The sequence below is a fragment of the Pseudoalteromonas sp. Z9A4 genome (genome assembly GCF_011378845.1).
GTDB classification, from domain to species: domain Bacteria; phylum Pseudomonadota; class Gammaproteobacteria; order Enterobacterales; family Alteromonadaceae; genus Pseudoalteromonas; species Pseudoalteromonas arctica.
The window spans coordinates 33,594-53,913 of sequence record NZ_WTLA01000018.1 but is presented as its reverse complement, the minus strand read 5'-3'; the positions used below and the strand labels follow the sequence as shown (position 1 = coordinate 53,913).

Sequence of the window (20,320 nt, the reverse complement as noted above, 5' to 3'; positions counted from 1 at the left end):
GCGCGTATTTTATACTATAAAGGATGTATTAAAAAGCGTATTTAACCACCTAAAAACAGCACCTATGGTACATTTAAAACATGTTAAAGCTTAATCTAAGTCAAAACCCTGTAAATTATAAGCTTAATATGTGTAGAAAACGTGCCAGAGAATTTATTATCGTGTAGAATATATGTATTACAACATCACGATTGTAGATGATACAGGGTCGGAAACAGAGAATTCACCATGAAAAAAATAGCACTATCTTTAACAATATTGCTTGGTGCGTTGTCAGCAAGCAACGCAACAGCATTTGATGGCGATGTAAACGCAGGTAAAGAAAAATCAGCAACGTGTGCGGCTTGTCACGGCCCAGACGGTAATGCGCCGGTTAATATTTACCCTAAAATTGCAGGTCAACATCCAGATTATATCCTTAAGCAACTTCAGGATTTAAAATTAGGTATGACGTCAGGCGGCAAAGAAGGGCGTATGGATCCAGTAATGAGCGCTATGGCTATGCCACTTAGCGAGCAAGACATGAAAGATCTAGCTGCTTATTTTTCTTCAATGAACATGACTGAAGGTGCTACACCTAAAGATGTTGTTGAAGTTGGCGAGATGCTTTTTAAAGCAGGCGATGCAGAACGTGGAATTCCATCATGTGCAGCATGTCATGGCCCACGTGGTAATGGCTCGTCACTTGCTAAGTTTCCAAAAATTTCTTTTCAGCATCCAGGATATATCAAGGCTCAACTTGAAAAATTCCGTGATGGTACTCGTCATAATGACTTAAATGGCATGATGGGCGATATTGCAAAAAAATTAACAGATAAAGACATCGAAGTACTTTCTCAGTATTTAGGTGGCTTACACTAAAGTCGTATTTATTTAGCAGTTAATAATAAATAAACTACAATGTGTTAAAAAAGCAGCCTAGGCTGCTTTTTTTGTGTCAAAAATTAACGATATCGTCCGTTTTAATGTAAGACATTGACCATGTCTGGTTGTAAGAAAAGTCTTATTTTTATTTTTTATTATTTATTAACTTATTGTAATTTATGTTTATTTTTATATCTCAATGTAATAAAGATAATAAAAGTTATATAAACCAGTTGTAACAAAATCATTAACGAGTAAATTAACCACTGTCGCAAAACAACAATAACAAAACGGAAATAACTATCAAGGAAAGTAACGCGGCATGACTACATAGCATAAGATTAGTGCTACTAAAGGAAATAATAAAAAAGTGTCAGGATGACCGAAAATAATAAAAAACTCATGGAAGTTTAATAATAAAAACAAAATGGAATGTAACAAGGAACGTAAAAATAATAACAATACGGACTGATAATAATAAAAATAATAAAGACTAAAAAAAGTCGAAGGGAGAAGTGTCCAGATAATGGCGCTCAGATTAGCAGGCGGTAGAGATGTTTTCTCTACCGCCTTTTTATTTGTCCTGTTACAATACCCACCGTTTAAAATTAGCGATTAATTAGCTAAGGCGCTTTTAAATGAGAGACCCAACCTCTAAGCGCAAACTGAATTCTTCTGGCTAGGCCAGCACTGCGATGCCCATTAATTTGCGCTTCGCTCAAAACCTCTTAAGTGAGATGATCAAGATATGAGTAGAACTAAAAAGTCACGCAAAAGCCCAGCAAACGGACCTGTTCGTTTAAGCCAAGATAAGCTTAAAGAAATGCGCGCATTAAAAGAGCAGCGAGTTAAAAAAACCAAAGGCGCTAAGCCAGGTTCTCGTAACGCGCCAGATTTACTAGATAGCGAAAGCCATAATGCTGGTCACGCGCCTAAAGATAAGCGTGTAGGCAGTAAAAAGCCTGTACCATTAATTGCAACTGCGCCTGAGCCTAAAGTTGAAATGAAACGCAACTTAAAGCCAACTATTGAGCTGAAAAAGGTAATCGAGCCTGAATTTACACCTGAACAAGAGCTAGAAGCACTTGAGAATGACGAGCGTTTACTTAAATTAGTAGAGCGTCATGAAGAAGGTGAAATGCTAACTGGTAAAGATGCTAAGTACTTTAATAGCCGTATTGCTCGCCATCAGGCGTTATGTGAAATTCTTGGTATTGAAGACGAGGATGAAGACGAATTTGAAGATGACCTTGAAGATGATATTGAAAGCAAAGGCAATTCTGATTTCGATCAATACTTATCTGACGATTTAGCCAACGAATGGTTAGATGAAGACGACAAATAGTAAGGATAAATAATGAGTACCGCGGTAATTTTAGCCTTACTTTTAGGCGCTGCTATAATAGTTGGTCTGGCATTTTATGCGGGTCAGTTGCTGTATAAGTTAAATGCGCAAAAAAAGTTAATTGCTAAAACGCAGGCTGAACAAAAGCAAAAGCTTGAGAAGTCGCGTTTAAAGCGAAATGCCAAACTAGCCGATAGTATTCATTTAATTGCGCGTGCAATGAATGAAGAGCAGTGTGAGTTTTCTGAAGGCTGTTTACGTATTTGGGTACTTATGTCTCAATATGGCTTTGAGAGCGAGCGTGATTTAACGACACAATATCCTGGCATTTATAAAATGTACCAGGTAGTTAAAGAAATGCCGACACACGATGCACGTAAAAAATATGCTAAAAAAGAGATTTTTAAGCTAGATAAGGCTCGTTGGCAAGCTGAAGAAACACTTAAAGATGAAGTTAAAGCCGATTGCGCTAAAATTATCATCGAGTTTAAAGCCGCTCCTGGCAGCGATAAAGTAGTTTTTAACTAGCTTTAGTTTTTCGAGTACTCAAAAAAAGCAGACCTTGGTCTGCTTTTTTTATGCGTAAAAATTTTCATACTAATTGCATTAAATTAGTATCAGTTAAATCACTCGTGAAAAACGCGTCGCATTTATTTGTTTTTGTAAATGAGCGTCAAAGCACATGCAAATAATACGAATGAATAAGTTGCCGCGTGGCGTTACGCTAATTTTATTATCATTTATAGTGACTAGTTCATCTTTTATAAGTGGCGTAAGCGCAATTAACGCATCCTCAAAGTAGTCATTAAATATAAGCGCATGCTTTTCGCTAAAGTCTTGTATATCTAATTCAAACTGGCAAATGAGCTGCTTAATTGCATCAGCACGAATTACATCATCATGCGTTAAGTGCATACCTTTATTAAGAGCACAGCCGATTTGTGTTTCGATGCTGTGGTAATAATGTTTTAATTCTTTTTGATTTTGTAAAATGGCAGTGCCAATTTGTGAAATTGATGACACGCCTAAGCCTAATAAATCACAATTTCCATGTGTTGTATAACCTTGAAAATTACGATGTAACTTGCCTTCATTTTGCGCAATAGCTAGTTCGTTATCGGTTTTTGCAAAGTGGTCCATACCAATAAATTGATAGCCTGCTTGCGTCATCTGCTCCAGCGTGTTTTTAAACATAGTGAGTTTATTATGTGCACTGGGTAAATCTGCATCTTTAATCTTACGCTGTGCGGCAAAGCGCTCTGGTAAATGCGCGTAGTTAAACACCGATACTCGGTCAGGGCTTAACTCAATAAGTTGCTCTATAGTTTGCTTAAAGCTCTCTGGCGTTTGCAGAGGAAGCCCGTAAATCATATCTGCATTAATAGATTGAAATCCCAGCTCGCGAGCTTGTGTAATTAATTGCTTGACCGTATCTGCATTTTGCGGGCGATTAACAGCAAGTTGCACGTCGTCGTTAAAGTCTTGAATCCCAAATGAGACACGGTTAAAGCCAAGTATTCTTAGATCAACAAGCATATTATCGGCAAGTGAGCGTGGGTCTATTTCAATGCCGCGCTCTGTTGTGCTTGTAAAATTAAAGTGCTGCTCTAAAAGCTTTATTAAACGGGTCATTTGTTTTGCGGTTAAAAAGGTGGGAGTACCGCCACCTAAATGTAATTGCTCAACCGTGTAGTTTTTAAATAAATGAGCTTGGGCAGTAATTTCTTTTGCTAAAAAGTCGAGATACGTATCGGCCTTAGATTGATGGCGGGTAATTATTTTATTACAGCCACAGTAGTAGCAAAGCTGGCTACAAAACGGGATATGAATATATAGAGAAAGTGAACGACTCGTTGACGATTCTACAGCGCTTAGTAGGTCTTGTTGTTGATACCCATCACGCAGTGATAGAGCGGTGGGATACGAGGTATAACGCGGGCCAGACACATTATATTTGTTTATTAGGGTTTGATCCCATTGTGGAAGTTTAATCATCACGCGCACCTAAGTATTTATTTAGGGGGTGATTATAAAAAAGTACGCAGTGAGGCGGTTTGATCTATAACAAAAAAGGTGCCGAAGCACCTTTTTTAATAAAATATCAATTAATGCGGTCTAATTAATACGTAACAGTATGGGCATCTTTGAGATATTGAAATAACTCTTTATAACCTTTACCCGGCTTTTCAGCTTTCGCTTCTTTCGCCGCATTACGAACCAATTGACGCATTTGCTGACGATCAAGAGACGGAAACTGTTCAATAGTCTCATTGATAAGGTCATCACCTTGTTCAATTAGGTCTGAACGTAATTGCTCAATTTTTTTGACCAATACTTCAGCTTGGTTATTTTTATTAAGCATTACATCGATAATCGCTCTAATAGCGTCAATGTTTTCTACAGTACGCAACGTTTTAGCGATGTAGTTTAAATGACGGCGGTACGCGTCACTTTTATTACTTATTTTATCAGCAACAACCATTGCCGCTTTTAAATCGTCATTTAATGGCAGGCGTTCGCGCTGTTTTTTACCCATTTTGGCAATTTCAGTACCTAACTGATGAAACTCTTGCGCTTCGCGCTTAAGCTCCGTTCTTGATACATATTCAATTTCTTCTTCAATTTCAGCAGGCTTGCCTTTTTTCTTTGCCATGGGGTGCTCTTAAATAAAAATAACTTTTGCCATTATACATGAATATGATACTTAGGAATATTAGCTGATGTGATGCATTGAGTGTGTTAGCATTTAAATATAAGAAATGCGTGCATTATGCCTCTAAGGCTCAGGACTTAATTTATGAAAAGCCAACAAAACGATCCAATTTATTCTCAAATATCGCAAGTTAAAGATGCGGTAGCAGAAGTACTCGAACATGCCAAAAAATTAGGCGCAACAGCTGCAGAAGCGGCTATGTCTAGCACGTCTGGTTTATCGGTTAGTACACGAATGGGTGAAGTAGAAACCATTGAGTTTAACCAAGACGGCGGCTTAGGCATTAGTGTATACGTTGGTAATAATAAAGGTTCGGCGTCAACCGCTGATTTAAATCCAAAAACATTGCGCATGGTAGTCGAAAAAGCGATTGATATAGCCAAATTTACATCGGATGACCCATTTAACGGCGTTGCTGATAAAGAGTTACTTGAATTTAATCCTAAAGATTTAGATTTATACCATCCTTGGGATGTAAGCCCTGAAGAAGGTATTGAGCTTTGTCATGCTGCTGAGCAAGCTGCATTAAACGCAGATGAGCGCATTGTTAACTCTGATGGTGCGAGTTTTTCATCTCACCAAGGATTACGTGTTTATGGTAACAGCCATGGTTTGATAACTGGCTTTCCACGCACTCGTCATAGCATTAGTACTATGGTAATAGGTCAAGATGGCGAGCAGATGCAACGCGACTCTGCTTATACTGTTGCCCGCGACCAAGCGGGTTTAAATGATGCAGCGGCAGTTGGGCTTGAAGCAGCAGCTGAAACATTGGCTAAATTAAATAGCCAAAAGTTAGGCACAATGAAAGTGCCTGTTATTTTTAGAGCCGATATTGCAAATTCATTATTTGGTCACTTAGTGTCGGCAATTGGTGGTGGTGCGCTTTATCGTAAATCAAGTTTTTTACTTGATAGCTTAGGCACACAAGTATTTAGTAATTGTGTGAATATTGCCGAGCGCCCACATATTTTAAAAGGGTTGGCGTCGTCACCGTTTGATAGCGAAGGTGTTAAAACATTCGATAGGGAAATTATTCAAGGCGGCGAGCTACAAACTTATTTATTAGCAAGTTATGCCGCGCGTAAAATGAATATGACCCCAACAGGGCATGCTGGCGGTATACATAACTGGCTTGTTGAGCAAACTCATAACGATTTAACTGCACTATTAAAAACGATGGGCACCGGCTTATTAGTTACAGAGCTAATGGGGCAGGGCGTAAATACCGTAACGGGTGATTACTCTCGTGGTGCTGCTGGTTTTTGGGTTGAAAATGGTGAAATCCAATATCCTGTAAGCGAAATTACCATTGCTGGTAATTTAAAAGATATGTTTAAAGGCATATCTGCTATTGGTGGTGACATCGAACGCCGTGGTGGTATTCAAACTGGCTCAGTATTAATAGAGCAAATGCAAATAGCCGGCGCGTAGTATTAATACGCAGTGTATACTTAGACCTAGAGTATTATCTCTGGGTCTAAGTGAGCTTTTACGAGGTGTAAAATGGCTAAAGATAGATATGCACCAAAACCGCTAACCGATATTATGGCGGGGTTAAATAATCGTTTATCGGCTTATGCAGGCAAAAGCCAAGCACTTGATACACAGCAAACACTACTTAAAGATTTTTTAGGTCCTAAGTTGGGTGATAAATGCCGAGTAAGTAATTACCGAGATGGCACGCTAATGATAGAGGCGGTATCTGCACCTATTGCGCTTAGGCTTAATTATTTAAAAATGGATATGCTTTCGCATTTTAGAGCCGCCGGAATGGCAGAGCTCGGGCAAATAAAAATCACAGCAAATCCGCAAGCAACTCAACGATTAAGTACTGCGAATAAGTCGGGTAGCCCTGCATTTACCAACTCTCGTAAAATGAGTGAGCAAACAGCTGATTACTTAAACGCGATAGCATCTTCGGCCCCTCCTTCTTTAAAAGAAAAGCTAGAGCGTTTAGCGCTTCACGGAAAAAGTAAAAGTTAGCCTTAACTACCCACCATATTGTTATTGGTGGGGCTAATTTGGCAGCTCACCGCATTCAAAATACTTTGTTACATATTCCATTTTATTGTTGGCCTAATGAGGTTTATGATACTGCGTAGGCTTTATATTGATTGAAGCTCTTTGATACCCATTCCATTAAGTAAAAGCGTGTAGGCAGTGCTATTTTTATTCCTGCTATATTCAAGAATTTAATGGAGTTGGTATTAAGTTCTAACTAACAAACGGAATCATTATGAATAAAGTAACAATGGCCGCTGCGAGCATTGCGCTTGCACTTGGTTTAGTAGGTTGTGGTGAAAAACAACAAGAAGCTAAAGTAACCGACGCTCCAGTAGTAACAGCACTCGCTGAAAAACCACTAGAGCTTGGTATTGAATTAGCCAATATGGATAGTTCAGTACGTGCACAAGACGATTTTTACTACCATGTAAACGGTGAGTGGCTAGCAAAAACTGAAATACCGGGTGATAAATCTAACTACGGTTCTTTTTCGCAGCTATATGATGAGTCGCAAAAAGCGATGAAAATAGCCCTTGAAAGTGCAGCCGCTAACAAAGCCGCTGCAAAAGGCAGCGATGAGTACAAAATCGGTGCATTTTATAAAAGTTACATGAATCAAGCTGCGCGTAATGAGCTAGGTATTACGCCATTGCAACCGTCATTAGATACAATTGATAGCGTTAAATCTAAAGCTGATTTAGTGGGTTTAATGGCTAAAATTCAAAAACAAGGCGGTACTTTACCGTTTGGTTGGTTTGTAAATAATGATGCTAAAAACTCAAGCGAGTATGCACTGTACTTATCTCAGTCTGGCCTTGGTTTACCAGATCGTGACTACTACCTAAAAGATGACGAAAAATTCACTAAAATTCGCGCTTCTTACGAGCAATACATCACTGACGTTTTGGCAAAATCAGGCGTTAAAAATGCAGCAGAAGCCGCTAAGAGTGTTATTGCATTTGAAAAAACATTAGCTGATGCACAGTGGAGCCGCGTGCAAAGCCGTGATGCAACTAAATCTTATAACAAGATGACAGTAGCAGATGCAAGCAAGTTGATGGGTGACCTTGATTTAGCTGCATTCTTTAAAGATGCTGGTGTGACTGCGAGTGACATTATTGTACGTCAACCAAGCTACTTAGAAGCACTTGCTACTATTTACAAAGACACTGATTTAGCAACGTGGAAAAACTACTTAAAATTCCATTTTGTAAGTGGTTATGCAGAGCTACTTAGCGAAGATTTAGTTAATCTTAATTTTGACTTTTACAGCACAACGCTTCGTGGCGTAGAAGAACAAGCACCTCTTTGGAAGCAAGCGGTTGATGCATCAAACAGTGTACTTGGTGAAATTTTAGGTAAGGTATACGTTAAAGATAACTTCCCGCCAGAAGCTAAAGCACGCATGGAAGAGTTAGTTGATAACGTAATTAAAGGTTACGGTGTTGCTATTGAAAACCTTGAGTGGATGAGCCCTGAAACAAAGCTTGCAGCGAAAGAAAAGCTAGACAAATTTACACCTAAAATTGGTTACCCAGATACGTGGAAAGACTACTCTGAGCTAGAGATTAACTCAGATGAGTTAGTAGGTAATTACATCCGTTATAGCGAATGGGCATACGCAGACATGATTGCTAAATTGGGTAAACCAGTTGATCGTTCTGAGTGGCACATGACTCCGCAAACAGTAAATGCGTATTACAACCCAGTAAACAACGAAATTGTATTCCCAGCCGCAATTTTACAACCACCATTCTTTAATTTAGAAGCGGATGATGCTGTAAACTACGGTGCAATTGGCGCAGTAATTGGTCACGAGCTTGGTCATGGTTTTGACGATCAAGGTGCTAAATACGACGGTGACGGTAACTTACGTAACTGGTGGAGTGAGACTGACCTTAAGCAATTTGAAGAGCGTACAGCAGCTTTAGTTGCACAGTATAACGAATATAAACCTTTTGAAGATGCAAGTGTTAATGGCGAGCTAACGCTTGGAGAAAACATTGGTGACTTAGGTGGCTTAACGGTTGCGCATAAAGCGTATATGCTGTCTTTAGGTGATAAAAAATCACCAGTGATTGATGGTTACACAGGCGATCAACGTTTCTTTATGGGTTGGTCACAAATTTGGCGTCGTAACTATCGCGATGAAGAGTTACGTAATCGTTTATTAACAGACCCTCATTCACCAAGTCACTACCGTGTAATCGGTATCTTGTCGAACATGCCTGAGTTTTACGAAGCGTTTGACGTAAAAGAAGGTGATAAAATGTATATCAAACCAGAAGATCGCGTAAAAATCTGGTAATTGCATTACTATAAATAACAAAAAACCAGTAAGTTTTTAGCTTACTGGTTTTTTTGTATCTTGAACTTGTTCATCGACTAAGCACTCATGCATCCACTGCTCGTTATTAAGTATGCTTTTATAAAGCGCGAGTTGGTTTTGTGCTCGCTCCAAATTATGCTCTGCATGAGCCACTTTAAAGTACACATCGTTATTTAAATAATCAGTTAAAAAGCGCACACTTAACATAAGCGGCATTATTTTAGCGCCTAGCAGCAGGCTTTCTTGTTCTTTTGTACTCATGCTACTTTTTAATGGCGTTACATAGCCTTTAACAATGGCTGAAAATATATCTTTTCGAATAACAACGTTACGTAAGTTTGTTGAATCCTCGGCTTCGGGGGAGCAGAAAGTGCGTACCATGTCGCCAAAATCATAAAGCCGAAATCCTGCCATACAGGTGTCTAAATCAATCACTGCTTTTGCTTTGTGAGTTGCACTACAAAACAGCATATTATTTATTTTTGTATCGTTATGACACACTCTAAGTGGTATCTGCTTAGCTATGCAATTAAGCTCGGTGATTAAATGTTGCTGCGATAAGCAATATTCTATTTCGTCAGCGCAGTGCTTTACTCTATTTACAGAGTTATTTGTGGTTGCGGTATTTAATTGCTCAAAGCGCATCGCTAAGTTATGAAAATCAGGGATTACAGTATGTAGTTGTTGTGTATCAAAATCTTGTAATGCATGAGCGAATACGCCAAAGGCGTAAGCCGCTTGCTCGCTCTGTTGCGCATTTTTAACAACATCTTCGCTGTAACTGTCACTAATATAGTTAAGGACGCGATAATACGCGTTATTAATTTTTATTAAGTGTTCGTTGTTTTGTGTGGCTATATGCCTAACTGTTTCAAGGGGATAGTTGCTTTGTAGTTGTTTGGTACTTAAATGCTGCTCAATTAGCTTTGCATTACTTACTAACTGAGCAGGGTACTTAAATACCTCAGTATTTAGTTTTTGCACAATAAACTGTTTATCAATACTTGTAAGTAGCCATGTACTATTTATATGGCCGCTACCAATCGCACTAACTTGAGTTAACTCAGGGGGCAGCGCTAACAGTTCGCTTAGCTTATTTTGTATTGAGATGTTCATTGTGCTCACTTATGCCCATTTATTAAGCGTATCGGGCTACTATTTTTTCGATAATTTCAGCATTTGCTTCAGGGAAATCATAATTTTCTAATTCACTAATTGCTACCCATTCACTAGGTTGCCCTTCAGCGCCATGTGCTTCACCGCTAAAGTTACTTACTACGTGTACATCTAATTTAACGCACTTATCGCCGTAGTCATGTTCAATCACCATAAGTTGACTAGAGCTGTGAATTGTTAATCCAACTTCTTCAATAAGCTCGCGTTTAAGTGCAACAAAAACACTTTCACCTGCTTCTACTTTGCCACCAGGAAATTCCCATAAACCGCCTTGATGTTGTTCATCTGCGCGTTTACAAATGAATATAGCGTTATTTTTCTTAATAACACCAACAGCTACATGTACAATTTCTATAGTCATTACTTTAAAACTCCATAAAAAAAAGCGACGCTAGCGCCGCTTTTTAATAAGCTAATAACAATATTGGGCTATTTTAATTTACCGCAACATTGTTTGAATTTTTGACCTGATTTACAAGGACAAGGGTCATTACGACCTACTTTTGGTTCTGTACGAGCCATTACAGTAGCTGTTTCTGGTGCTGGCGCTTCGCCACCTACTTGCTCAGCTTCTTCATGTTGGTATTCGCGAGGAGCATTTTCACTTTTACGGTGTTGCTCTTCTACTTTTTCAACATCTTCTTCTGCGCGTACTTGTACTTTACTTAGGATGCTTACAACATCTACTTTCAAGTTTTCAAGCATTTCAGAAAACAGCTCAAACGATTCACGCTTATACTCTTGCTTAGGATTCTTTTGCGCGTAACCACGTAAATGAATACCTTGACGTAAGTGATCCATAGCAGCAAGGTGATCTTTCCAATGCTGATCAAGACTTTGTAGCATAATCGCTTTTTCGAATTGACGTAAAACAGAGTCGCCAACTTGCTCTTCTTTTTGCTTGTACGACTGCTCAACCGCCTGCTCAATACGCTCACGAAGTTTTTCTTCGTATAGTTTATTGTCATCTGCTAACCATTGAGTGATTGGCAACTCAAGTAAGAAGTCTTGTTTTAAACGCTCTTCAAGGCCAGGAATATCCCACATTTCAGCAAGGCTTTGCGGTGCAATGTACTGATCAATTACACTAGCAAGAACATCACCACGAATTGCTGTGATAGTCTCTGAAATATCGCCTTCTTCAAGTAGCTCATTACGTTGAGAGTAAACAACGCGACGTTGATCGTTTGCTACATCATCGTACTCAAGCAATTGCTTACGAACATCAAAGTTACGTGCTTCTACTTTACGCTGTGCATTTTCAATCGCACGGTTTACCCATGGATGTTCAATTGCTTCACCGCGTTGCATACCTAGTTTACGCATCATGTTAGTCATGCGTTCACCAGCGAAGATACGCATTAGTGCATCGTCCATCGATAGGTAGAAACGGCTAGAACCGGCGTCACCTTGACGACCAGAACGACCACGTAATTGGTTATCTATACGACGAGATTCGTGACGTTCAGTACCAATGATATGTAAACCGCCAGCATCAATTACCGCATCATGACGAATTTTCCAAGCTGCTTTAATTTCAGCAATTTGCTCAGCAGTTGGGTTCTCAAGCTTTTCAACTTCACTGTTCCAGTTACCACCTAACACGATATCGGTACCACGACCGGCCATGTTGGTTGCAATTGTTACTGTACCTGGTAGGCCAGCATCTGACACGATATCTGCTTCTTGCGCGTGAAATTTGGCATTAAGTACGTTGTGCTTAATTTTTTCTTTGCGTAAAAACTGTGATAAATACTCAGAGCTTTCAATTGAAATAGTACCTACAAGTACCGGTTGTCCGCGGTCTTGACAGTCTTTAATGTCAATTAAAATTGCTTCGTATTTTTCTTCTTGCGTTAGGTAAACTAAGTCGGCGCGATCATCACGAACCATTGGCTTATTAGTTGGCATAACAACAGTATCTAGGCCGTAGATAGATTGAAACTCAAAAGCTTCAGTATCGGCAGTACCTGTCATACCAGCTAGTGTTTCGTATAAACGGAAGTAGTTTTGGAACGTAATAGATGCAAGTGTTTGGTTTTCGTTCTGAATATTTACACCTTCTTTAGCTTCAACAGCTTGGTGTAAACCTTCTGACCAACGACGACCTTCCATTGAACGACCAGTATGCTCATCGATAATGATTACTTCGTTTTCTTTTACTACGTAATCAACATCTTTTTGGTATAGCTTGTGAGCACGAAGGGCCGCATAAACGTGACTTAGTAGCGTAATGCTTGCTGCTGAGTAAAGCGAATCGCCTTCTTCAATTAAGCCGCGTTCAGTAAGTAGCTCTTCTACTTTAATTTGACCACGTTCTGTTAAATGAACTTGCTTAGACTTTTCATCAATAGTGTAATCGCCGTCGCCTTCAACACCTTCTTCGTCTTCTTTTTCTTGAAGTTCAAGTAAAGGAACGATGGTATTTATTTCAGTGTATAGCTCAGAGCTGTCCTCAGCTGGGCCTGAAATAATAAGCGGAGTACGCGCTTCATCAATTAAGATTGAATCCACTTCATCGACTACGGCATAAAATAATGGACGCTGAACACGTTCATCAATGCTAAAAGCCATATTATCGCGAAGATAGTCAAAACCAAATTCGTTATTTGTACCGTACGTAATGTCAGCAGTATAAGCTAGCTTCTTCTGCTGTGGCATCATACCCGGTACGTTACAGCCTACAGTAAGGCCTAAAAATTCAAATAACGCACGGTTGGTTTCAGCATCACGTTTAGCAAGGTAGTCATTCACAGTAATTACGTGAACACCTTTGCCTGTTAAGCCGTTTAAATAAGCTGGTAGGGTAGCTGTTAGTGTTTTACCTTCACCGGTACGCATTTCTGCAATGCGACCTTGATGTAAAACCATACCACCTAATAACTGCACGTCGAAATGACGCATGCCATTTACACGCTTTGACGCTTCACGTACCACAGCAAAAGCTTCAGGTAGGATATCGTCAAGGCCTTGTCCGTTATCGTAACGTTCTCTAAACTCAGCTGTTTTAGCTCTTAAATCTTCATCAGAAAGCGCTTCAAGTTGCGTTTCTAGCGCATTGATTAGCGCGACCGTCTTTCTTAAGTTTTTAATAGTGCGGTCATTGCGACTACCAAAAAGCTTGGTAAATAAATTAGATATCATGATAAAACCGTTACAATGTATTCTTTGTCAGCCGAGTATCGGCTAACCCATTTTTAACAATTGGTAATTAATATGTGCTTTTAAATAACACTTAGAACATATTAATTAGCAATATTGTATTAAACCGCTCAAAAAGCACTGTTTATTACGTGCGCTACTATACCAGACTCTGCCAAACAACAAACTATCTCAATAAAAAGATCTGTGTATAAAATCGAAAAATTTGATCTGGTTCGTAAAAATAACTTTGTATTACTCAATTACAGTAAAAATAGTAGCGAACTGTAAAGATATGGTGCTAAATAAATTAAAAACAAGGGGACATTCATGCTTAAATTTAACGCATGGATATGGATTCTAAACGCGCTATTTTTGCACCTAATCTATTTGATTAACCAACAACAATACTTCAAAGATGATTGGTTGGTTTTTGTATAATAATTATTTACATCAGTGCACATACGCTTTTGATTTAGTAGAGTAGTTATAATCATATCTAGTTTTAATTTGAATTAAAGTTAGAGGTTTACACTTGTTTTCCTTTTAAAGTAAAGGCTTAGGTGAAAATGACAAATAAAAGTAATAAATTAGTAGTGTTAGGTGCAGGTTGGTTAGGACATGCTTTATGCGTAAGTGCGCAAAAAGCTGATTGGCAAGTACAAGGAACGCATAGAACAGATATACACGAGTTTGATTTTGAGCGTCAGTTTACACTTGAAGATGGGCAATTAAGACATCAAGTTGATTTACAAAATGCTTATTGGGTATGTGCTATTCCACCACGTAGCAGGCACAGTGAAAGTAATTATCCTGAAACACTCACCGCAGCGCTTAAGCTCTCAAAGGAGTTAAATGCAAAGGGCTTTTTATTATGCTCATCAACCGGGGTGTACGATCAAGAGCCTGGTGTATATAGCGAAAGTTGCGATATTTCATGCACAAACAAGCGCCAAATAAAGCTCTATGAGGCAGAAGAGCAAGTACTTGAGCAAGACGGGAAAGTGCTGCGTTTAGCTGGATTACTAGGGCCTAATAGAGAACCGGGTCGTTTTGTGGCAGGCAAAGAGCTTAATACATCAAGTGAGCAAGTAGTAAATATGGTGCATCAACAAGATGTAATTAATGCTGTTTTTGCGGTGATAGAGCACTGGCAAGTAGGGCAAAATATTTATAATGTTGTTAATCCTGCGCACCCAACAAAAGCTGAATACTACGCAGTGAAGTGTGCAGAACATGGTGGCGAGTTACCACGCTTTACCAGTGATGATAAAGCTGAGCGCAAAGTTATTGGCTCAGCTATTGAAGCGCTAGGCTTTACTTACCAATATGGTATTTAATATGCTGAAGGCAGGGGACTGCTCTCTATGAAGTCGCATAGCTTACCTTCACTTAGTAATGTATTAGCAGCTTCGATATCGGGAGCAAAGTAGCGGTCTTTATCATAATAACTTACATGCTCGCGTAATAACGCTTTAGCGCTTTGCACTTTATGTGATGGTTCAAGCGGCTTTCTAAATTCTAGCCCTTGAACCGATGCTAACCATTCTATTGCCAAAACACCTTGGGTATTATTGGCCATTTCATCTAAGCGCCTTGCTGCAAAGGTTGCCATAGAAACATGATCTTCTTGATTTGCAGATGTAGGCAAGCTATCGACCGAAGCCGGATGTGCTAATGATTTGTTTTCTGACGCAAGCGCTGCTGCGGTAACTTGGGCAATCATAAATCCTGAATTTACACCGCCGTTTTCAACTAAAAATGGCGGTAATTTGGATAGGTTTGAATCGATAAGTAATGCAATTCGCCTTTCTGCTAATGCACCAATTTCGGCAATTGCGATAGCTAAGTTATCGGCGGCCATAGCAACGGGCTCTGCATGAAAGTTACCTCCCGATATTATGTCGCCTACATCGGCAAAAACTAGCGGATTATCGGTTACACCGTTTGACTCGCATAACAATACTTCTGCGGCTTGACGTATCTGAGTTAGGCAAGCACCTAGCACTTGAGGTTGGCAGCGAAGGCAGTATGGGTCTTGTACTTTTTCACAATTGACGTGGGAGTTACTAATTTGAGAGTGCGTATCGAGTAGCTCTCTAAATACTTGAGCGGTGTCTATTTGTCCGCGCTGACCACGAATATCATGAATACGTGCATCAAATGGCGCGCGACTACCCATTGCAGCTTCTATGCTTATCGAGCCGATAACGCAGCTTTGTGCATATAAGTTCTCGCTTCTAAATAGGCCTTGTAGTGCAAACGCAGTCGACGCTTGTGTACCATTTAATAATGCTAAGCCTTCTTTAGCTGCAAGGGTAAGAGGTTCAAGCCCCGCTATTTTTAACCCTTGTGCTGCACTAATTATTTTTCCCTTATGTCGCATTTGACCTTCAGCTAATAAAGGTAGGCACATATGCGCAAGAGGGGCTAAATCCCCCGATGCCCCCACAGAGCCCTTTTTAGGCACGCACGGATATACTTCGCTACTAAGCAGCTGCATAAAAAATTGGATTACTTGCAGGCGAATACCCGAGTAGCCGCGCGAAAGCGAGTTTACTTTTAAGGTGATCATTAACCTTACTGTGCTGTCATCCATGTATTCGCCAATGCCCGCAGCGTGTGAAAGCACAATGGAGCGCTGTAATAATTCAAGTTCGTCGTCGGCAATTTTGGTATTAGCTAATAACCCAAACCCGGTGTTAATCCCGTATACAGTGCGGTGCTCATTAATAACGTTTTGAACGGTTTGTGCGCTGGCTGCTATTTGTGATTCAGCATGCTTTACAAGGTTTAACTTTACCGGTGAATTATTAATTTTTCTCAGTGTGTTTAAATTAAGTGAGCCTGGTGTGAGAGTAAGTTCGAACATGATCATTCCTCGTTTAGCATAGGTAGGTCTAAATTTTGTTCTTTAGCGCAGTTCTTTGCTATGTCGTATCCAGCATCAGCATGGCGCATTACACCCGTTGCAGGGTCGTTCCAAAGTACGCGAGCAATACGCTCTTTAGCTTCATTTGTACCATCGGCAACAATAACCACACCTGAGTGTTGGCTAAAGCCCATACCTACACCGCCACCATGATGAAGAGACACCCAAGTAGCACCACTTGCCGTGTTAAGGAGTGCATTGAGTAATGGCCAGTCCGATACCGCATCTGAGCCATCTTTCATACTTTCTGTTTCGCGGTTAGGGCTGGCAACTGAGCCCGAGTCGAGGTGGTCACGACCAATAACGATAGGGGCTTTAAGTTCGCCATTTTTAACCATTTCATTAAAGGCCAGTGCAAGGCGTGCTCTATCTTTTAAACCTACCCAACAAATACGTGCAGGTAGCCCTTGAAATTGAATGCGTTCACGCGCCATATCAAGCCAGTTATGCAAATGTGCATCATCAGGAATAAGCTCTTTTACTTTAGCGTCGGTTTTATATATATCTTCAGGATCGCCCGATAATGCTACCCATCTAAATGGTCCAATACCTTCACAAAATAAAGGGCGAATATAGGCGGGTACAAATCCAGGAAAATCAAACGCGTTGGTAACACCTTCATCAAACGCCATTTGACGAATATTATTTCCGTAATCAGTAGTGGCGGCACCCGCTTTTTGCAGCGCCAGCATGGCTCTAACTTGGACTGCCATTGATTGTTTAGCCGCTTTTACTACCACTTTTGGATCTTGCTCACGCATTTTTGCTGCGTGCTCCATTGTCCAGTTTTGTGGTAAGTAACCATTTAATGGATCGTGAGCTGATGTTTGATCTGTGACTACATCAGGTGTAATACCTGTTTTAACCAGTGTACTAAATACATCGGCAGCGTTACCAAGTAAGCCAACTGATAGGGCTTCACCTTTTATGCACGCGTCGGTTATTAATTGCAGTGCGTGTTCAAGGTTCGTTGCTTTTACATCAACGTAGCCTGTTTTTATACGAAAATCGATACGGCTTTCATCACATTCAACAACTAGCGCACTAAACCCTGCCATTGTAGCGGCAAGTGGTTGAGCACCGCCCATACCACCAAGGCCACCCGTTAATACCCACTTGCCTTTAGCACTGCCTGAAAAATGTTGCTTTGCCATGGCTATAAAGGTCTCGTAAGTGCCTTGTACAATGCCTTGCGAGCCAATATAAATCCAAGAACCCGCTGTCATTTGTCCGTACATCATCAAGCCTTTTTTATCGAGCTCGTTAAAGTGCTCCCAATTCGCCCAGTGTGGAACAAGGTTTGAGTTGGCAATAAGTACACGAGGGGCATTACTGTGGGTTTTAAATACACCAACGGGTTTTCCTGATTGTACAAGCAGAGTTTCGTCGCTTTCGAGTCTATCGAGGGTTTCTATAATTTTGTCATAACTTGGCCAATCACGAGCTGCTCGGCCAATACCACCATATACAACAAGTGCATGAGGATGTTCTGCAACTTCAGGGTCTAAATTATTCATTAGCATGCGCTTAGCAGCTTCAGTTTGCCAGCTTTTAGCACTTATTTTATCGCCATGAGGTGCACGTATTACGCGACTTGTGTCGAGTCGGTTGTTCATGTTTTGCTCCTGTTGTATATACAAGGTGATTTGCTATAAAAAAAGCGCAGTAAGCGCCATTGTTTGTTATTTTTTAAATGTTAAGTGACCACCTAAGCGATATTTACTGCCTGGTGATACAAGGCGCGCAAAGCTTACAATACCGTTAATAGACCATGTGCGTCGAATAACTTGTAAGCATGGCTCTTCGTTATATAAATTTAACCATTGGCACATTTCGCTGTTTGGCATAATAGCCTCTACGGTATGCCTCGCTTGGGTAAGTGGTGCAACACTAGATAGATATTCATGAGGTGTAAGCGTGCTAAAGTCTTGTTGTAAGTAACCAGCCGCAAGTGCAGGGTTTACAAAACGCTCTTCTAGCTGCAAGGGGCTGTCGTTTTCGTTATGAACGAGTACACTTCGATATACAACACTGTCAATCTCAACACCAAGCGCAATGGCAATAGGTGCGACTGCATTTATTGATTCAAGTATGAGTACACTACAGGTGTAGTTGCCGTTACGCTCTTTTACTTCATCAGCAATGTTTTTTATTTCGAGTAACGATGACTGCGATTTAAATGTGGCTACAAATGTACCAAGCCCTTGGCTGCGGGTTAAAATACCTGCCTCGGTTAATTCGCTTAGTGCTCGGCGGGCTGTCATTCTGCTGACACTAAATTGACTACTTAGTTCGTTTTCAGAGGGAACACGTTGGTTTTCTTGCCACGTACCGCTGCGAATTTTATCAACAATGAATTGTTTTATTTGCGCAAATTTAGGTGTCGTCATTAAATTTATGGTTACATTAAAAATAAACTATATAAATAAGATGACACAATTACCTTGTATATACAAGATGGGTTGTTAGACTATATTTTCATCACTCTGGGCGTAAAAAGGGCTGTAAAATGCAAAGCACAACAAAAAATTATGAGTTAGAAGAAATCGACTTACTTTTAACTGATGCCAATATTGCCACTATGGATAGCAATATAAATGCCCCTTATGGCGCAATCGAAAATGCTGCTATAGCTATTAAAAATGGTGAAATTGCGTGGATTGGAGAGCAATCAACGTTGCCCAGTTTTGATGTGTTTGCAACGCCGACATTGAGTATAAAGGGGCAGTGGTTAACGCCGGGCTTAATAGATTGTCATACACATTTAGTGTTTGCAGGTTCAAGATCGCAAGAGTTTGAGCAGCGCTTGCAGGGTGTAAGTTATGAGCAAATTGCGGCACAAGGCGGTGGCATAGCAAGTACGGTTAAAGCGACGAGAGCAGCCGATCGAGAGCAATTATTTGTTGATGCAAAAGATCGCTTAAATACGTTGTTAAAAGAAGGTGTAACCACCGTTGAAATAAAGTCGGGCTATGGGCTAGATATTGAAAACGAGATAAAAATATTAGAAGTAGCTCGTTTATTAGGTGAGCATCATCCTATTGATATTAAAACTACTTTTTTAGGGGCGCATGCTCTACCGCCTGAATACAAAGGCCGTGCTGATGAATATATTGATTTGGTATGTACTGACATGCTTGATCAGGTAGTGGCTAATAATCTTGCTGATGCAGTCGATGTATTTTGTGAAAATGTAGGCTTTAGTCATTCGCAAACCAAACGTGTTTTCCAGGCGGCTAAAAAGCATAACCTCCCAGTAAAATGCCATGCTGAGCAGTTATCTAATCAACATGGTGCTGAGCTGGTGGCGCAGTTCAATGGCCTTTCGGCAGATCATATTGAGCATCTCGATGAAGAGGGTGTAAAAGCCATGGCAAACGCTGGGACGGTCGCGGTATTACTGCCCGGTGCATTTTATTTTTTAAGAGAAACTAAATTCCCACCTATTGAGTTACTTAATCAATATAAAGTACCTATAGCTATTGCGAGTGATTTTAATCCTGGCACTTCACCGCTGTGCTCAGTGCACTTGATGATGAACATGGCATGCACATTGTTTAGATTAACACCCGAGCAAGCATTGGCAGGTGTTACTCGCAATGCTGCTAAAGCACTAGGGTTAGACGACCGTGGTATTTTAAAGGTTGGTGCAAGAGCTGATATTGCGCATTGGCAAATAAGTCATCCATCACAATTAAGTTACCAATTTGGCGTAAATAAACTGTTAAATTTATGGATTTTGGGTAGAATTAACTAGTTTGTATTATTTTTGCCCACATATAATCTGGTTTAAACTTTTTTAGCGAATACGGA

General features: G+C 40.1%; 16 protein-coding genes. 8 read left to right on the top strand and 8 right to left on the bottom strand.

Annotation, left to right across the window (positions count from 1 at the left end):
• The first annotated feature begins 228 nt into the window (after positions 1–228).
• The 3 genes from GQR54_RS13390 to GQR54_RS13380 all read left to right on the top strand — a co-directional run bounded on the left by GQR54_RS13390 (position 229) and on the right by GQR54_RS13380 (position 2,737).
• Positions 229–861, top strand: a complete 633-nt coding sequence (locus GQR54_RS13390) for a c-type cytochrome (RefSeq protein WP_007582080.1) — start codon at positions 229–231, stop codon at positions 859–861.
• A gap of 751 nt (positions 862–1,612) precedes the next feature.
• On the top strand, positions 1,613–2,209 hold the full coding sequence (gene yihI / locus GQR54_RS13385; protein ID WP_007582074.1) for a Der GTPase-activating protein YihI: 597 nt from the start codon (positions 1,613–1,615) through the stop codon (positions 2,207–2,209).
• 12 nt (positions 2,210–2,221) lie between these two features.
• Positions 2,222–2,737 (top strand): DUF2489 domain-containing protein, encoded by a 516-nt coding sequence (locus GQR54_RS13380; RefSeq protein WP_010553820.1) that lies wholly within the window; start codon positions 2,222–2,224, stop codon positions 2,735–2,737.
• 93 nt (positions 2,738–2,830) lie between these two features.
• Here the strand turns inward: GQR54_RS13380 and hemN are convergent, their stop codons facing one another.
• Together hemN and yjgA are read right to left on the bottom strand one after the other, a co-directional pair.
• The gene (gene hemN, locus GQR54_RS13375) at positions 2,831–4,204 is read right to left on the bottom strand and encodes an oxygen-independent coproporphyrinogen III oxidase (RefSeq protein WP_166378232.1); all 1,374 of its coding nucleotides are present in this window, start codon (positions 4,202–4,204) and stop codon (positions 2,831–2,833) included.
• A 124-nt stretch (positions 4,205–4,328) separates the two neighbouring features.
• Positions 4,329–4,862: a ribosome biogenesis factor YjgA gene (gene yjgA / locus GQR54_RS13370; protein WP_007582068.1), complete on the bottom strand. Its 534-nt coding sequence runs from the start codon at positions 4,860–4,862 to the stop codon at positions 4,329–4,331.
• A 144-nt stretch (positions 4,863–5,006) separates the two neighbouring features.
• Between yjgA and pmbA the strand changes: the two genes are divergently transcribed.
• From pmbA to GQR54_RS13355, 3 genes are all read left to right on the top strand, one after another.
• Positions 5,007–6,356, top strand: coding sequence for a metalloprotease PmbA (gene pmbA, locus GQR54_RS13365; protein WP_007582066.1), 1,350 nt, complete (start codon positions 5,007–5,009; stop codon positions 6,354–6,356).
• 72 nt (positions 6,357–6,428) lie between these two features.
• Positions 6,429–6,908, top strand: coding sequence for a DUF721 domain-containing protein (locus tag GQR54_RS13360; protein ID WP_166378230.1), 480 nt, complete (start codon positions 6,429–6,431; stop codon positions 6,906–6,908).
• A gap of 253 nt (positions 6,909–7,161) precedes the next feature.
• Positions 7,162–9,237 (top strand): M13 family metallopeptidase, encoded by a 2,076-nt coding sequence (locus GQR54_RS13355; RefSeq protein WP_166378228.1) that lies wholly within the window; start codon positions 7,162–7,164, stop codon positions 9,235–9,237.
• Positions 9,238–9,273: 36 nt separating this feature from the next.
• Here GQR54_RS13355 and GQR54_RS13350 read toward each other — a convergent pair whose 3' ends face one another.
• From GQR54_RS13350 to secA, 3 genes are all read right to left on the bottom strand, one after another.
• Positions 9,274–10,374, bottom strand: a complete 1,101-nt coding sequence (locus GQR54_RS13350) for a phosphotransferase (protein ID WP_166378226.1) — start codon at positions 10,372–10,374, stop codon at positions 9,274–9,276.
• A gap of 22 nt (positions 10,375–10,396) precedes the next feature.
• Complete coding sequence (gene mutT, locus GQR54_RS13345; protein WP_007582062.1) at positions 10,397–10,795, bottom strand: 8-oxo-dGTP diphosphatase MutT; 399 nt, start codon at positions 10,793–10,795, stop codon at positions 10,397–10,399.
• Positions 10,796–10,863: 68 nt separating this feature from the next.
• Positions 10,864–13,578, bottom strand: coding sequence for a preprotein translocase subunit SecA (gene secA / locus GQR54_RS13340; protein ID WP_007582061.1), 2,715 nt, complete (start codon positions 13,576–13,578; stop codon positions 10,864–10,866).
• 566 nt (positions 13,579–14,144) lie between these two features.
• Between secA and GQR54_RS13335 the strand changes: the two genes are divergently transcribed.
• Complete coding sequence (locus GQR54_RS13335) at positions 14,145–14,915, top strand: NADP-binding protein (protein WP_166378224.1); 771 nt, start codon at positions 14,145–14,147, stop codon at positions 14,913–14,915.
• Here GQR54_RS13335 and hutH read toward each other — a convergent pair.
• From hutH to hutC, 3 genes are all read right to left on the bottom strand, one after another.
• Positions 14,912–16,447: a histidine ammonia-lyase gene (hutH, locus tag GQR54_RS13330; protein WP_166378222.1), complete on the bottom strand. Its 1,536-nt coding sequence runs from the start codon at positions 16,445–16,447 to the stop codon at positions 14,912–14,914. The two genes, GQR54_RS13335 and hutH, sit on opposite strands and share 4 nt — an antisense overlap.
• 2 nt (positions 16,448–16,449) lie before the next feature.
• A complete protein-coding gene (gene hutU / locus GQR54_RS13325) occupies positions 16,450–18,123 on the bottom strand; it encodes a urocanate hydratase (RefSeq protein WP_166378220.1) in 1,674 nt (557 codons plus the stop codon).
• A gap of 66 nt (positions 18,124–18,189) precedes the next feature.
• Positions 18,190–18,897 carry a histidine utilization repressor gene (hutC, locus tag GQR54_RS13320; RefSeq protein WP_007582045.1) on the bottom strand — a complete coding sequence of 236 codons (708 nt, stop codon included), beginning with the start codon at positions 18,895–18,897 and terminating at the stop codon, positions 18,190–18,192.
• A 119-nt stretch (positions 18,898–19,016) separates the two neighbouring features.
• On the opposite strand from hutC, the gene hutI reads away from it, so the two are divergent.
• On the top strand, positions 19,017–20,264 hold the full coding sequence (gene hutI / locus GQR54_RS13315) for an imidazolonepropionase (protein ID WP_024594426.1): 1,248 nt from the start codon (positions 19,017–19,019) through the stop codon (positions 20,262–20,264).
• The last annotated feature ends 56 nt before the right edge of the window (positions 20,265–20,320 follow it).

Bases quoted from the DNA above. Each gene is read 5' to 3' on its own strand.
- GQR54_RS13390 (WP_007582080.1), top strand. From the start codon at position 229: ATGAAAAAAATAGCACTATCTTTAACAATATTGCTTGGTGCGTTGTCA.
- yihI (WP_007582074.1), top strand. From the start codon at position 1,613: ATGAGTAGAACTAAAAAGTCACGCAAAAGCCCAGCAAACGGACCTGTT.
- GQR54_RS13380 (WP_010553820.1), top strand. From the start codon at position 2,222: ATGAGTACCGCGGTAATTTTAGCCTTACTTTTAGGCGCTGCTATAATA.
- hemN (WP_166378232.1), bottom strand. From the start codon at position 4,204: ATGATTAAACTTCCACAATGGGATCAAACCCTAATAAACAAATATAAT.
- yjgA (WP_007582068.1), bottom strand. From the start codon at position 4,862: ATGGCAAAGAAAAAAGGCAAGCCTGCTGAAATTGAAGAAGAAATTGAA.
- pmbA (WP_007582066.1), top strand. From the start codon at position 5,007: ATGAAAAGCCAACAAAACGATCCAATTTATTCTCAAATATCGCAAGTT.
- GQR54_RS13360 (WP_166378230.1), top strand. From the start codon at position 6,429: ATGGCTAAAGATAGATATGCACCAAAACCGCTAACCGATATTATGGCG.
- GQR54_RS13355 (WP_166378228.1), top strand. From the start codon at position 7,162: ATGAATAAAGTAACAATGGCCGCTGCGAGCATTGCGCTTGCACTTGGT.
- GQR54_RS13350 (WP_166378226.1), bottom strand. From the start codon at position 10,374: ATGAACATCTCAATACAAAATAAGCTAAGCGAACTGTTAGCGCTGCCC.
- mutT (WP_007582062.1), bottom strand. From the start codon at position 10,795: ATGACTATAGAAATTGTACATGTAGCTGTTGGTGTTATTAAGAAAAAT.
- secA (WP_007582061.1), bottom strand. From the start codon at position 13,578: ATGATATCTAATTTATTTACCAAGCTTTTTGGTAGTCGCAATGACCGC.
- GQR54_RS13335 (WP_166378224.1), top strand. From the start codon at position 14,145: ATGACAAATAAAAGTAATAAATTAGTAGTGTTAGGTGCAGGTTGGTTA.
- hutH (WP_166378222.1), bottom strand. From the start codon at position 16,447: ATGTTCGAACTTACTCTCACACCAGGCTCACTTAATTTAAACACACTG.
- hutU (WP_166378220.1), bottom strand. From the start codon at position 18,123: ATGAACAACCGACTCGACACAAGTCGCGTAATACGTGCACCTCATGGC.
- hutC (WP_007582045.1), bottom strand. From the start codon at position 18,897: ATGACGACACCTAAATTTGCGCAAATAAAACAATTCATTGTTGATAAA.
- hutI (WP_024594426.1), top strand. From the start codon at position 19,017: ATGCAAAGCACAACAAAAAATTATGAGTTAGAAGAAATCGACTTACTT.